The sequence below is a fragment of the Kitasatospora sp. LaBMicrA B282 genome (assembly GCF_050325825.1).
Lineage (GTDB): Bacteria > Actinomycetota > Actinomycetes > Streptomycetales > Streptomycetaceae > Kitasatospora.
Genome location: NZ_JBNQTI010000006.1, coordinates 62,035 through 74,525, shown reverse-complemented (window position 1 = coordinate 74,525; position 12,491 = coordinate 62,035). Strand labels below are relative to the sequence as shown.

At 68.2% G+C, this 12,491-nt stretch carries 11 protein-coding genes and 1 pseudogene; 8 read left to right on the top strand and 4 right to left on the bottom strand.

Annotated elements, in window-relative coordinates; all coding sequences use genetic code 11:
• Positions 1-38 precede the first annotated feature (38 nt).
• On the top strand, positions 39-896 hold the full coding sequence (locus tag ACQRUO_RS03325; protein WP_428314157.1) for a hypothetical protein: 858 nt from the start codon (positions 39-41) through the stop codon (positions 894-896).
• Between the two features lie 683 nt (positions 897-1,579).
• Here ACQRUO_RS03325 and ACQRUO_RS03320 read toward each other — a convergent pair.
• A pseudogene (locus tag ACQRUO_RS03320) lies at positions 1,580-2,719 on the bottom strand (JmjC domain-containing protein); the annotation flags it as partial.
• Between the two features lie 88 nt (positions 2,720-2,807).
• Positions 2,808-2,960: a hypothetical protein gene (locus ACQRUO_RS03315; protein ID WP_428314156.1), complete on the bottom strand. Its 153-nt coding sequence runs from the start codon at positions 2,958-2,960 to the stop codon at positions 2,808-2,810.
• A 509-nt stretch (positions 2,961-3,469) separates the two neighbouring features.
• On the opposite strand from ACQRUO_RS03315, the gene ACQRUO_RS03310 reads away from it, so the two are divergent.
• From ACQRUO_RS03310 to ACQRUO_RS03280, 7 genes are all read left to right on the top strand, one after another.
• The gene (locus ACQRUO_RS03310; RefSeq protein WP_428314155.1) at positions 3,470-4,600 is read left to right on the top strand and encodes a radical SAM protein; all 1,131 of its coding nucleotides are present in this window, start codon (positions 3,470-3,472) and stop codon (positions 4,598-4,600) included.
• A complete protein-coding gene (locus ACQRUO_RS03305) occupies positions 4,597-5,415 on the top strand; it encodes a hypothetical protein (RefSeq protein WP_428314154.1) in 819 nt (272 codons plus the stop codon). Before ACQRUO_RS03310 ends, ACQRUO_RS03305 begins: the two co-directional genes overlap by 4 nt.
• Before the next feature lie 114 nt (positions 5,416-5,529).
• On the top strand, positions 5,530-7,242 hold the full coding sequence (locus ACQRUO_RS03300; protein ID WP_428314153.1) for a carbamoyltransferase family protein: 1,713 nt from the start codon (positions 5,530-5,532) through the stop codon (positions 7,240-7,242).
• On the top strand, positions 7,239-8,045 hold the full coding sequence (locus ACQRUO_RS03295; protein WP_428314152.1) for a hypothetical protein: 807 nt from the start codon (positions 7,239-7,241) through the stop codon (positions 8,043-8,045). Before ACQRUO_RS03300 ends, ACQRUO_RS03295 begins: the two co-directional genes overlap by 4 nt.
• A 113-nt stretch (positions 8,046-8,158) precedes the next feature.
• Positions 8,159-8,602, top strand: a complete 444-nt coding sequence (locus ACQRUO_RS03290) for an NUDIX hydrolase (RefSeq protein ID WP_428314151.1) — start codon at positions 8,159-8,161, stop codon at positions 8,600-8,602.
• Between the two features lie 437 nt (positions 8,603-9,039).
• Complete coding sequence (serS, locus tag ACQRUO_RS03285; RefSeq protein WP_428314150.1) at positions 9,040-10,326, top strand: serine--tRNA ligase; 1,287 nt, start codon at positions 9,040-9,042, stop codon at positions 10,324-10,326.
• Positions 10,327-10,618: 292 nt separating this feature from the next.
• The gene (locus tag ACQRUO_RS03280; protein ID WP_428314149.1) at positions 10,619-11,191 is read left to right on the top strand and encodes an HD domain-containing protein; all 573 of its coding nucleotides are present in this window, start codon (positions 10,619-10,621) and stop codon (positions 11,189-11,191) included.
• Here the strand turns inward: ACQRUO_RS03280 and ACQRUO_RS03275 are convergent.
• Both ACQRUO_RS03275 and ACQRUO_RS03270 read right to left on the bottom strand, forming a co-directional pair.
• A complete protein-coding gene (locus tag ACQRUO_RS03275; RefSeq protein ID WP_428314148.1) occupies positions 11,179-11,652 on the bottom strand; it encodes an NUDIX hydrolase in 474 nt (157 codons plus the stop codon). The two genes, ACQRUO_RS03280 and ACQRUO_RS03275, sit on opposite strands and share 13 nt — an antisense overlap.
• A complete protein-coding gene (locus ACQRUO_RS03270; protein ID WP_428314147.1) occupies positions 11,636-12,409 on the bottom strand; it encodes an XRE family transcriptional regulator in 774 nt (257 codons plus the stop codon). Before ACQRUO_RS03270 ends, ACQRUO_RS03275 begins: the two co-directional genes overlap by 17 nt.
• Positions 12,410-12,491 lie beyond the last annotated feature (82 nt).

Genomic DNA, 12,491 nt, shown 5'->3' with positions numbered 1-12,491 from the left:
GCGTGGTTCGGCCGTATCGGACTGGTACCGTCACCACTATGACGCTCTCCGTGGAAGCCGACCGCATGGTGGATCTCCGGAAGGAACCGGTCGACCAGGTCCTCGACCAGGTCGAGCAGCGCCTCGGCACGGCGCTCGACCGGACCCGTCTCATCCGCAAGCGCAGGTCGATCGGAGCGTGCACTGGCCGAGACACCTGGGTCCGCGTGGAGCGTCGTCCGTGGGCGAGAGCCCAGGAACAGGGCTGGGCCGGTACCGAGACTGCTGCAGTGCTGGAAGGCGTTGCGATGCCCCGTTGGGTGGGCTCGGTGGTATGGCAGGAGATGAGCGGCACGGCGATCTGGCGAGCGGACGAGACGTCGCTCATCCCTGGCAGCCCGGTCGGCACGGCTGTTCTGGCCGCGGATCCGGATCTCCCGGATGACTGGTGGAATGCCCTGAACACTTCGCTGGATGCCCTCGCCGTCCAGACAACGAGCAGGACAGCGACGCCGGACACCGAGCTGATCACCCAGCAGCTGGTCGACCAAAGGATCCGCGCCGCGTTCCCCGCTGCCGTGAATACTGCAGTGGCGTCCTGGTCTGCGGCGCACGCCGATCTGAACTGGGCGAATGCCACTGGCCCCGAGCTCTGTTTGTTTGATTGGGAGGATTGGGGGATGGCGCCGCGCGGACTGGATTCCGCCTCGCTCCTGGCCGCGTCCCTCGCCGTCCCGGCACTCGCGGACCGCGTGCGCAGTGAGCGACGGGCGGACCTTGAGAGCCGGGACGGCATGGTGATGCGCCTCTTCGTGCTGGCAAAGATCGCCGGCCCGCACGCCCACCCAGACGACCCTCGGGTGGCACCTGCCCGAATGGAGGCTGAGCAGTTGATCAGCCTGCTTCAAGAGGGGTGACGGGTGGACCTCTCGGCCAGAAGGCGCCGGTACCAGTTGATGCGCTCAGCGGTGACTGCCAGCCCAGTGGCGGCGACCAACTCCCGTAGGTGCTTCGGTCGGTCGGTGCCGACCGCGACCGCGCCCACCGACGGCAGTTCGAAGGCGAGGCGGAAGGCCGCCTGCACGGGAGTCGACTCGCCGGTGGCATCCGCTAGGAAGAGCCGTGGGTCGCTCTTCCGCCACGGGGCGTTGGTGAGGTCCCCGCCAAACGGGCTCATGCCCCAACGCCGTTCGGGTGGCACGCCCCACCTCCGTGCCAGGGTCTCACCGGCTTCCAGGACCTCGTGGCCGACGAGCAGCCCAGACCGGACCATCAACGCATCTGGAGCGACCGGAAGTGACCCGCCGAGCGCGGCCATGTTGCACGGGTTCCATGATGCGACTCCCCACGCCCCACACCACCCTGCTGCTGCAGCCTCAGCCAGGACACCGCAGGCGCCGGCCAACTGCTCCTCGCCCCGCTCACTGGCAGCGAGCGAGGCTTCCGGATTGTGCAAGAACACTATGTCCGGCACGCGGCCCAGGTCACGGCTGGTGCGCACCATCGCGGCACGGAGATCCGCGGGCTCGAGGCTATGGCGCGCCCGGCCGCCGGGGGCGGGGAGGTACCCGACCTTGGTGGAGACCGTGAAGCTCGGCGGCGCGCACAGACCCTCCTTCGCCAACAGGCCGGCCACCGCATGGACATCGTTGCCCACCGCAGCCTCGGCCTCCGCCAAGTCCACAGGGTGCCCGCTGAGCAGCAGCCGCAGCGCAGGCTCCGCCTTCGCAGTGAAGCTGAGGCGCCGGCCAGCCGCTGTCACTTCCACTGTGCTGTCGCTGACCCGGATCTCCGGGCGGAAGCTCGTGGTGCAGACCACCCCCGCCAGCGGACCGAGCACGTCCAGGTACGGTACCTGCCGAGCCGGGCCGGCATTGCGCTCGTAGTCGCCGAGGAATGCGGCCGGAGGCCGCGACTCGAGCAGCGCCCGAGCGGCGGCGAGCAGCTGGTGAGTGGCGGCCCCCGAAGTGCGGTCGAGATCGTGCCGGAAGACTTCCTGGTCGCGGCACCAGTCGCCGAGCCAGGCCATCCAACTCGCCCCGGTCCGCTTGGTGATGCCAAACGTGACGTGCAGCGAGTGACCGGCTTCACCGTGGCCGACTCGAGTCGCCCGATGCCAGTAGCCCCGCGGGATGTGCATCACCTCGCCAGCACGAAGCAGCCCCGACCAGACCACATCCTTGCTCGGCGTGGAGTTCGGGTCGGCGTCCCGATACATCGGTGCGGTGCGCGAAGTACCACGGACCTCCCAGCCCTTCTCGCCCGCAAGCTGGACCACGATCACATCGTGGTCATCCCAATGCAGCGGGAACCCTTCCGCCTCGCCAGTGGTCCAGTAGACGTTCACCTGGACCCGTTCCCGGCTCCACCACTGCAGCGCACGGCACGCCACTTCCAGCGTTGGGTCGGCCACGTTCGCCTGGTCGAGGATCACCGTCGCCCCCTCTTCGAGCAGCCGTCCCAAGGCATTCATGTTGACCATCGAGATGCTCTGGCCCCGGGGACTGACGCTGTCCGTGAAGTAGACCGCCGGGTGGACCTCCACGCCTTCCTGGAACACCCGGAACTGCGGGCGGGCGAGACTGCGCCGCATCACCAGGTCGAGAAGCCGCTCCGGGGTGAGCAACCGCCCCGACAGGTCCTGGGCCCCCATGTCTCCTCGTGCGAACCGATCGCCGATCCGCTTCGGTCCCGTCCAACCCAGAGTCGCCTCCACAGCCCTGACCAACTTGTGCTCCATACATACCTCCCCTGAACTCGATCACCAGGCCGGGCCGGCCGGTGGGTGGGCAGGAAGTTGTCCGCCACCCACCCACCGGCCGGCTCACTCACTCGCTGTCGTGCAGATTGCCGTCGCCGCCGGGCCACGGCGCGTCGCCGCTGGAGCCTGCGTTGTCCGAGCGGAGACTGTCGTACCGGTCGTGCACCGCCCCAAGCTCATCGACCGCGAGCAGCAGTTCCTCATCCGGTTGGCTTGCCAACGTTCACTCCTCTCATGCCCCCGGGCTAGCGGAGGCGGACGGCGTGCGAGGTACCGCCGGCTGGCGACCTCGCACGGGTTGCTCATCATCATGTGGTTGTTACCTGCAGTCATATGTCCTGGTGCATACGGAAGTTGGGCCTCCGGGCATAGCGTCGTCGCGCCCTGCTGGCGCAAACCGATAGTGGGGCTGGGCAGTATGTGTCTCCGCGCCGGGCACCTTGCTCCAGCCCCGCCGCTGCTCGTAGCGGTGGGGCGTGGCCTTGCACTGCTTCCCGCGAAGGATCGGTCAGGTGGGTGCGCCAGGGCGCTCCGGCTGGAGACGTCTCGGGACGTCCCCAGGGCGTCCCGAAACGTGGTTGGAAGGCACCCAATGGAGCGCCAGAATCGGGGGATTCTCCGGGTTGGCGGTGCGAGGGAATTGATGCCCGGAGCACGCTGCCACCTCTGAAACTGGCTCAATTCGCACAGCTCTCCTCCTGGAGATTATTCCCTCTGAAAGAGGTGCCCGTGGAGCACGAAATCAGGCAGGCCTCCCTGAAGGTGATGGACAACCGGTACTCGCCCGGCATGCGCAAATGGAACCTTCGGTTCGGCATTACGTCCCGCTGCAATATCCGTTGCCAGTACTGCCTTCCGGAGGGAAAGCAGGGGGTCATCGTTCAGCCGTCGCTGAAGGAGGCGATCGAGGTCCTGCAGGCCGGCTACGACATTGGCTTCCGGCGGGTCCACTACACCGGCGGGGAGCCGACGGTGCGCAGGGACTTCGTGGATCTGCTGCGCGCTGGCAAGGAGATCGGCTATGACCAGCAGATCGTCACGACCAACGGCTACCGCCTTCACCACTTCATCGAGGAGGCGATCGACGCCGGCCTGACCCGCGCGATCGTCAGCATCGATACCCTGGACGAGCAGCGCAACCTGCTGATCACCCGACGGGGCTTTCACAGTGACACCCTGTGCAGCATCGAGCGCTCGGTCGAACTGCTGCCGACCCTGACGAAGATCTCGTGCGTGACGATGCGCGACACCCTTCACGAGCTGCCCGCGTTCATCGACTACGCCCGCGAGCTGAACAGCAGTGGAGGGGCAGGCCAGTTGGCGATCAAGCTGAACCAGTTCTTCCCCTCCAACCCCGCCCAGCTCGGTGCCGAGGGCGAGGCGTTCTGGAAGGACCAGTTCGTAGAGGAGGGGGCGATCCTCGAAGCGCTCGCGAAGGCCGGCGAGCTGCGGCCGGTGCGGCGGGAGTCTATTGAGGGCGACAACCCGAGCTACAACTACTACGAGATCGGCGATACCGGGGTGAAGGTCGCAGTGCTCGCGATGTTCTCCTGGGACTATCCGTGCGGCGGCTGCTGGAAGCTGCGGATCAGCCCGAACGGGATGACGACGGTCTGCATCAGCCAGAAGAACCCCCCGGTCCTGTGGGGGATGTCGCTGGACGAGAAGCGGGAGACGTTCAAGCGGCTGACCGGCTACCGCGACAGCGAGCAGTTCGACATCGACAATCCGAATCGCAAGCACTACCGCGACCAGCTCGGCGAGCTGCGGTTCGACAAGGTCGTCGGCGAGCAGAAGACGATCGCGCACTTCCGCACCATCTTGACCCGCGAGGCGCTGGAAGCACGGGGTGAGATGTGACGGACCTGGAGCGCCTGTGCTTCGGCACCTCGACGTTCGTGGCCGGCCGTCTGCTGCCCGGCAAGGACTCCCGGCCCGGACTGGCCGCGCTGCGCACCGCGCTGAAGGCCGGGGTGCGCACGATCCACTCCAATCCGCACCTCGGCACGCAGTGGGCGGTGCGGGAGGTGCTGGACGAGGTCGGTCCGGTTGCCGGGCTCCGTCACCTGGTCAAGGCGGAGTGCCCGCTGCGGGGGGATCTGGAGGCGCGCATCAACACGGCCATCGAGATGTCCACCGGCCAGCTGGGCATCAGCCGGATCGACGCGGTGGTGCTGCAAGTTGATCTCAAGCGCACAGAGCGGACTGAACTGCTCAATGATCAGCGGGCGTTGAGGGAATTCTACCGGTACGGCGCCCGGGTGGCGTTCGCCTCCGGCCGGGTCGGCGCGGTCTACGCCTACTGCCACGGCCCCGCAGTCGTCCGGGCCGCCCTGCGGGAGGAGTCCATCACGGCCATCGCGGCCCAGTACCACCTCGCCTCATCCTGGCCGATCTCCCATCTGGCCCAGATCTCTCAGGCCGGCTGCGGTTTCGTCGGGATGTCACCGCTTAACCGCGGAGCCCTGATCGACCCGCTCGCCCGCACCGCCAGCAGCAGACTCCGACCTCTCGCCTGGTCGCTACAGGATCCGCGTGTGGAGACCATCGCCATCACCATGTCCTCGCCGGAGCACGTCCACGAAGTGATCGACACCGTCCGGAACTCGCAACGCCAAGGCCCTCCGGTCCCCGTACCGGCAGCACCGGGCGCAAGGAGGCCGTCCTGTGACTGACCGCGCCCTGTCACGACCGGCTCCCGTGAGCCGCACCCTGGCTGACAGCGTGATCCATGTCCCCAGAGCCCTGCGCCCGTCCTTGGGAGGCCGGGAGCGGATCGGCGGGCGCTGTTGACTCTGACCCTGGGGCTGAACTTCGGCACCCACGACGCGGCGGCGGCCATCGTTCACAACGGGACGGTGGTCGCCGCCGTCGAAGAGGAGCGCCTGAATCGGATCAAGAACACGAAGGTGTTCCCCGAGCGGGCGATCCGGGCCTGCCTGAACCTGGCCGGCGCCCACCCGCAGGACCTCGACCAGGCAGCGCTGTTCGTGGACCCGAAGCTTCACCTTCTCCTGGCACCGTCGAACCTGCGCTACGGCACACCGGCGTCGATCGGCTCGCTGCTGTCCGACCTGGACAAGTACCGCGCACGGCGCCGACTGCCCCACGCAGTTCACCACAGCGGCCTCTTACCGGGCCACCTGCCGCTCGTGCCCGTGCCGCACCACCGGGCGCACGCCGCCAGCGCCTACCTGACGTCTCCCTTCGATGACGCCCTGGTCGTGACCCTCGACGGCCGCGGCGAATACGAGACCGCGGCGATCTACGACGGCATCAACGGCCGGATGACGAGGCGCCATCACATCGTCTACCCGCACTCGTTCGGATACCTGTACAGCGCCCTGACCCGCTACCTCGGCTTCCGGCCACAGAGCGACGAGTACAAGGTGATGGGCCTGGCAGCCTACGGAGGCCCCCGGTACCTCGATCATCTGCAGCACCTTGCCCGACTCGACCCGTGCACCGGCCGACTGCACCTGAACCTGCGCTACTTCGACCACCACCGCCGAGCCAGCGCCCGCCGAAGCCTGTTCAGCCCCGCTCTGGTCGAACTCCTCGGGCAGCCCCGACGCGTCGGAGAAGAGATCACAGACCGGCACCGCGACATCGCGCGCGCCCTCCAGCACCTCCTGGAGCAGCTGGTCGGCTCCTACCTCGCCTTCGCCCAGCGGCTCGTGCCACGGCGATCGCTCTGCCTGGCCGGCGGCGTCGCGCTCAACTGCGTCGCCAACGCCACGGTGATCGCCTCAGGCCGGTTCGACCGGATCTTCATCCAGCCCGCCGCAGGCGACGCCGGGACCTCCGTCGGCGCAGCACTGGCCACTGTGGCCAGCCCAGCACGGCGCCCTCTGCGACACGCCTTCCTCGGCCCCTCCTACGACGAGGAGACCATCCGCGCGGCCCTGAGCGGCATCCCTGCCGACCGGTACCGGGTGCGGCGCACGGCCGAGCCGCACCGGGAAGCCGCACGGCTGCTCAGGGCGGAGAAAGTGATCGGCTGGTTCCAGGGCCGCATGGAGTTCGGACCGCGGGCGCTGGGAGCCCGCAGCATCCTGGCCTCTCCCCAGCACGCCACGACCGCTGCCCGGATCAACGCCATGATCAAACAGCGGGAGGCGTTCCGCCCGTTCGCACCGGCCGTACTGGCAGAGCGCGCCCACGAGTTCTTCGACCTGCCGTCCGCCGGCGCACTCGTCTACCCGTACATGCTGGCGACCGGCACGGTGCGCCAGCAGCAGCGGCATCGCCTTCCAGCCGTGGTCCACGTGGACGGCTCCGCGCGGGTCCAGACGGTGCACCGGGGCACAAACCCCTTGCTGTGGAACGTCATTGATGCTTATCAACAGCTCTCGGGCCTGCCCGTCGTGCTGAACACCTCGTTCAACGGCGCGGACGAACCGATCGTCTGCAACCCGAGCGATGCGGTCGCAACCTTCCTGAAGTGCGGCCTGGACGCACTCGTGGCCGGCCCGTACGTCATCGAGGAGACCACCCGGTGAGCCACCCTGGCGGCATCGTCCCCGACCCCTTACGCAGGGCAGTGGAACGAGAGTTCGGCCCCGTCCTTCACATCGAGGAGCGCCCTGGCGGGCACACCCCCGGCATTAGCGCCGCCCTCACCCTGACCCAGCGACGCGTCTTCCTCAAGGCGATAGCCGTCTGCCACCCGCTCTCGAAGGGCCACCAGCTGGAGGCCGGGATCAACTCGGTCCTGCCACCCGGCCTCGGCCCCCGGCTACTGTGGTCCGACACCGTCGACGGCTGGCTCGCCCTCGTCTTCGAGCACGTCGATGGCCGCCACCCGGATCTGAGCCCACGCTCACGGGACATCCCGAAGGTGCTGGAGAAGATCAGCATGCTGATCGACGTCCTGTCCCCGAGCCCGTACACGGGTGCCACTGCGATCAGTGACCACCGTGCCTACCGGGCGGCGCCGGCGGAACTCCTTGCCGGTGACACGCTGCTCCACTGCTCCCCGCGGCCGGACAACCTGATCATCAACAGCGAGGTCCACGTGATCGACTGGGGCTCCAGTCGGCTGGGGGCGGGCTGGTTGGTAGCTGCGTTCATGGTGCCGCACTTCATCGTGGCCGGGCACAGCCCCCGCGGCGCCGAAGTACTCGTCCAGAGCATCCCGGCATTCAAGGCAGCGCCGCGCGAGGCCGTCACGACCGTCGCCCTGATCCTGGCGACCTACTGGAGCAGCCGCATCGACCACTACCCGCCCGGCGCCCTATACGAGTACCGGGTCCGGGCCGCCCACGCTGCCGGCACCTGGGCGGACCACTGCGACACGCCGTAGACGGACGGCTGGCCTGCAGCGGTCCCCGCCCCAGGCCATCCGCGGCACCAGAATGACCCTCAGCCCGTATCGGTTCAGCTCATCCTGAGCGGTCCGAACCTGAGGAGCAGCGCATGTGCCGCACCATCCCGCCGTCCGTCCTTGCCCCCGTGGAGGAAGCTGCTCGTGATGGCATCGAGCGTTTCGGTGCTGGGTGCCTGATCCGCGAAGGTGGCCGGATCCTGCTCCTTCGACGCAAGCAGGGCGACTGCATGGCGGGCCTGTACGAACTGCCGTCCGGAGGTGTGGAGCCTGGTGAGAGCGTGGAGGAGGCAGCGCTGCGGGAGACCCTGGAGGAGTGTGGCTTGGTGGTGACGATCACCGGCTACCTGGGCTCCGTCGACTACACCAACCGCAGTGGGCAGCGGGGTCGTCAGTACACCTTCACCGCCACCGCGCCGAGCACCGAGCCCATCGTCCTGAGCGAGCACGACGACTTCGTGTGGGCAAGGCCGGACGCCCTGCCGAACGTCTCGAAGGCGGTGCGCGGGCTGATCGCGCTGGCTGAGTGGCGCTGATCAACTTCGGAAGCCGACCCTCACGGGAGCTGACGGCAGGAGGCTGCTGAGCTGGCAAGACAGCTATTCGCGCCCATCATCATGGCGTCGCTCAGAGTGATCGGCTGAATCTGGACGGCGATTCTGCGTTGCTCGCGGCGCCCGGGCGTTCTATCCTCTGGGCAACGCGCTGACGGAGACGAGTAACCGCAGGGCACGCGAGCCGAGAGAGCTGCCGGCAGCTGGGAAGGCAGTCTCGCGTCCTGTGGCGAATCCCCTCCCGAGTGCGGGGAGGAACGGCCACCAGGCCCAATGCCCCGCCGGTTCGCTCCCGTTATCGAGCTGTCGAGGCCGTCATTTCCGGATGACGGCGAAGGCGTGGTGGCACCGCGAGTTCCCTTCTCGCCCACGCCCCCAAGGGATCACGTCGGACCTCCGACTGATCGATGGGACCCGAAATGCTGGACATCACCGTGATCCGCGAGCACCCTCAGCGCGTCGAGCGCGCGCTGGCAAAGCGAGCCGTTCACATCGACCTCACCGCCTTCCTCGCCCTGGACGAGAGGTACCGGCAGGGCACGACCGAAGTCGAGACGCTACGCGCCGAGCGCAAGAAGATCTCTCGCGAGATCGCGCGACTCAACCCGGCGGACCCGGTAGCCATTGCCAAGCGCACAGAGGCGACCGAACTCGGCACCCGCCTTGCCGCCTTGGAGGAGCAGCTCACCGCCCTGGCCGGCGAGCGCCAGGCATTCCTCGACCAACTGCCCAACCTGCCCGACGAGGACGTGCCGACTGGCGGCAAGGAGCAGAACCAGGTCGTCCGCGAGCACGGTGCTCGACCTGCCTTCGACTTCGAGCCGCAGAACCACGTCGACCTGGCCCGTCGACTGGGTCTGATCGACTACGAGCGGGGCGTCAAGCTCGGCGGCACCGGGAACTGGGTCTACCGCGGCAACGGCGCTCTGCTTGAGTGGGCGCTGCTGAACTTCTTCATCGAGACCCATGTTCAGGACGGCTACGAGCTGATCCTGCCGCCCCACCTGCTGACCTATCAGGCTGGCTACACCGCAGGCCAGTTCCCCAAGTTCGCCGAGGATGTCTTCGCGCTCGAACAGGGTCCGGCTGGGCCGCAGCGGTTCCTGCTGCCGACCTCGGAGACCGCCCTGGTCAACCTTCACCGCGACGAGGTCCTGCAGGAGGCTGAGTTGCCGCGCAAGTACGTCGCCTACTCGCCCTGCTACCGGCGCGAGGCCGGCAGCTATCGCGCCGCCGACCGTGGAACCCTTCGTGGCCACCAGTTCAACAAGGTCGAGATGTTCCAGTTCGCACACCCCGACCACTCCGACACCGCCCACGAGGAACTCCTGACCAAGGCAGCGAACTTGGTCGAGGCACTCGGTCTGCACCACCGCATCACCCGGCTGGCCGCCGAGGACACCAGCGCCTCGATGGCCAAGACCTTCGACGTCGAGGTCTGGCTGCCCAGCATCGACGGCTACGTCGAGGTGAGCTCGGTATCGAACGCCCGGGACTACCAGGCCCGGCGCGGCAACATCCGCTACCGCCCCGCGACAGGAAAGGCCGCCTACGTGCACACCCTCAACGGCTCCGGGCTGGCCACCAGCCGCCTGGTGCCTGCCCTACTGGAACAGCACCAACAGGCGGATGGAACCGTCGCGGTGCCGGCGGTGCTGCAGCGCTGGCTCGGCTGCAAGTCCCTGAACCCAGCGGTACCCGCGTAGTCGAACCAGTGGTAGGACCGGACCACGCGTCCTGGTCTCCATCGCCAGCATGGGCCCCTGTATGGGCCACCGGTAGCCATGGCGGTGGCCCGTACAGCGCGTGCCCTCTTGCCGCAACGAATGGACCAGGCACCAGCCGGGATGGCCAGGGCTCAGCTGCGCCTGGCCAGCGCAGCGTCGATACGGCGCGGTCGAACCGACCATCTTCGCTCCGTCGTCTCCCCTCTCGGCCGCTGACGCGTCGGCCGCCGAGGGGGCGCATGAAACCTGCAGTCCGGGGAAGGTCCGAGGCGTGAACGAGATCTTGCCCGAGGCCGCCTGGCACATCGCTGAACAGACACTGGCGGAGAGCCTCCCCAGGCGGTGGGCGCACTCCCAGGGCGTGGCTCGCCAGGCCGGCCGGCTTGCTCCGGTGCTCGGTCCGGACGCGCCCCTGCTGGCCTCGGCCGCCGTGCTTCACGATGTCGGCTACGCCCCCGAGCTGGCCGTTACCGGGTTCCACCCGCTGGACGGCGCCAGGAATCTGCGGGACGTGCACCGGGCGGACGACCGGCTGACCCGCCTGGTCGCCAACCACTCCTTCGCCCTCTTGGAGGCCGACCTGCGCGGGATCCGGCCGTTCCTGGAGTCGGAGTTCCCGCTGCTCGAGGACCAGGTGCTGGTGGACGCACTGGTGTACTGCGACATGACCACCACGCCCGACGGCGAGCCGACCACCTCGCAGCAGCGGATCACGGAGATCACCGGCCGGTACGGCGGCGACAGCGTCGTGGGCCGGTTCATCCGGCAGGCCGAGCCTCTGATCCACACCGCTGTCGCCCGGACCGAGGACCGCATCGCCGTCGCGGCGGTTCAGCCGAGGTAGGGGTACTTGCCGCTGAGGTAGTGGCCGATTTGCTCGCGCATACTCGGGTGGATGTCGTACTCGTCCAGGTCGCCCGGCCGCACCCAGCGCACACCGTCGGCCTCGTCGTTGATCGTGGGGCTGCCGCCGACGGGGCGGCCGGTGTAGACGACCTCGAACTGCTGGCGGGCTTCGCCGTTGCTGCTGTAGACGACGATGTGTTCCGGGTTGGAGTAGACCCCGAGGAACCCGGTGATGACGGCCTTGATGCCGGTCTCCTCCTCGCACTCGCGTACCGCACAGTCAGCGGCGGACTCGCCGATGTCCTGCTTCCCTCCGGGCAGCGCCCACTGCCCCGTGTCACGCCGGCGCTGCAGCAAGATCTCGCCGGCCTCGTTCTGCACGAGCAGGTTGCTCGCGGGCACCAGCGAGTTCGCGGCCGGTGCGTCCGGATCGCCGTAGTACTCAGTCCTGCCGGCCATGAGGCTGACCCCCCAGTGCGTCGTCGGTCCACAGCCGGGCGGAGTCCCAGACCGCGTCGAAGCTTGAAGCGTAGCCATCGAACCAGCCCAACCCACCGTCCTTCTGAAGGTGCAGCAACGGGTTGGCGGACGCCGGCTGGCCCCAGACGTGGGGGTTGACCAGCAGGTCGTCGTCGTAGCGGAACAGCGAGTTGTAGAGCGTGGTGTCGTGCAAGCGGATCTCGCAGCCGGGCGTGCCCAGCAGCGGTCGGTAATAGGTGAGGGAGGCGCCGATCTTCGCTGCGAGCGCGTCGCCGATGCCCTCCTCGCGTCCGCGGATCGCTACTGCGCGGCCCTGCGGGTGGCCGAAGCACAACCGGACCTTCACCCCGGCCGCCGCGCGCTGTGCCAGCATCGTGGCGATGCGAGGGTTCGACTGGGCGAAGAAGGTCCCCGAGAACACCAGCACGTCGATGCACTGCTCTGCCTCCAGCAGCAAGGAGAGCCACACCTCCCGCGGAACGCTTGCACGGTCGGGGTAGGCGGCCACGAGGCCGGCGCCGGGACCGGTGACCTGTGCGGCCCGGGGGTGGGACTCAGGCCAGAGGAAGGCCTCCTCCACCTGGAGATGGTGCGCGATGGTCCACCGGTGACGGGCATGGGGAACACGACCGGCTAACCAGCGGGTCACGGTCTTGGGGTCCACCTCGCAGACCGTTGCGAGTGCCGCAGGGGGCACACCGCGCTGGGCGAGTGCGGAGCGCAATCGCTCGTTCACAGCGGATATCCAACCGGACTCAGCGGGGGATCCGCAAGGACGTCTTGGGACGCGCTGCGGCCGACTCTTGCCCGACGTGCCG